Below are 1,400 nucleotides of genomic sequence, written 5' to 3'. Positions count from 1 at the left end.
GCGTGCTCGGTGAGCCTGTTCTCGATCTCGCCGGGTTCGATCCGGAAGCCCCGCACCTTCACCTGGTCGTCTGCGCGCCCCAGGTACTCCAGTTCGCCCTGGCGGTTCCACCGAACCAAGTCCCCGGTCCGGAACATCCGAGACCCGGCCGGCCCGAACGGGTCCGCCACGAACCGGTCGGCGGTCAGCCCCGCACGACCCCAATACCCCCGCGCCAAACCCACGCCCGCGACGTACAGCTCCCCCACCACACCCACCGGAACCAAACCCAAAAAACCATCCAACACATACACCCGCATATTGACGGTGGGACCGCCAATGATCGGCTCGTCCGAGTGCACGCCCAGCGATCCAGAGGTCACCCATATCGTGGCCTCGGTGGGCCCGTACAGGTTCAGCATCAGCCGCCCCGGGGCCCACTGCCGGACCAGCTCGCTGCCGATCGCTTCGCCGCCGACCAGCAGTGTCCGTAACGACGGCAGCTCCACCACCGGCATGCTCGCCAGCACCGACGGGGGGATCAGTGCGTGCGAGATCCGCTGCTCTGCGAGCACGCCGACCAGCTCCGCGCCGGTCAACACCCCCGAACCCGGCGGGACGACCAAGGTTCCGCCGGCGGCGAAGGCCATCAACACTTCCAGCACAGCGGCATCGAAACTCGGCGATGCCAGCTGCAAGACCCGCGATTCGCCGGTCAGCTCGAAACGCTCCACCTGGGTCTGCGCCAGCCCGGCCAACCCGGTGTGCGGGACGACTACGCCCTTCGGACGCCCCGTCGATCCCGACGTGTAGATCACGTATGCGGCGGCGCCAGTAGGCACCTCCACCTCCGGCGACGCCTCCGGGGACCGGTGGACCGCACCCGCCACGTCCGGTTCGTCAAGCACCAGCTTCGGCGTTTCCTCCGGTAGCCGGTCGACGAACTCGGACTTCGTGAGCACCAGCGCGGCGGCACTGTCCGCCACCATGAAGCCAATTCGTTCTCGCGGGTACATCGGGTCGACCGGAACGTACGCGCCACCGGCCTTCGCCACCGCGAGGATGGCAACGATCATCTCCACCGATCGCCCGAGCAGCAGCGCAACTCGCGACTCCAGGCCGACGCCGTGCGCGATGAGGTGGTGTGCGAGTTGGTTCGCGCGGGTGTTGAGGTCGTCGTAGGTCAGGCGGGTGCGGTCGTGTTCGAGCGCGGTGGCCAGGGGAGTTTTGCCTACCTGGTCCTGGAAAAGCCCCGGCAGCGTCGTCACGGGAACGTCCAGACGGCGGGTGTTGTTGCGCTCGACCAGCAACTCATGCTCTTCCGCAGCATCCAGAAGACGAACCCGACCAACACGCTGATCAGGCTCCGCCGCCAGCTGCGTCAGCACACGAATCAAATAACCCCCGAAACGGTGCACCGT

Annotated in this window: 1 protein-coding gene; it reads right to left on the bottom strand. The window is 67.1% G+C overall.

The features are described 5' to 3' along the window. The coding region (locus AC07EQ_RS43365) for a non-ribosomal peptide synthetase (RefSeq protein ID WP_478393614.1) at nucleotides 1-1,400 on the bottom strand (1,400 nt) is incomplete at both ends.

The organism is Saccharopolyspora sp. NPDC045839 (assembly GCF_056431645.1).
This window is presented reverse-complemented; position numbering and strand designations above follow the sequence as displayed.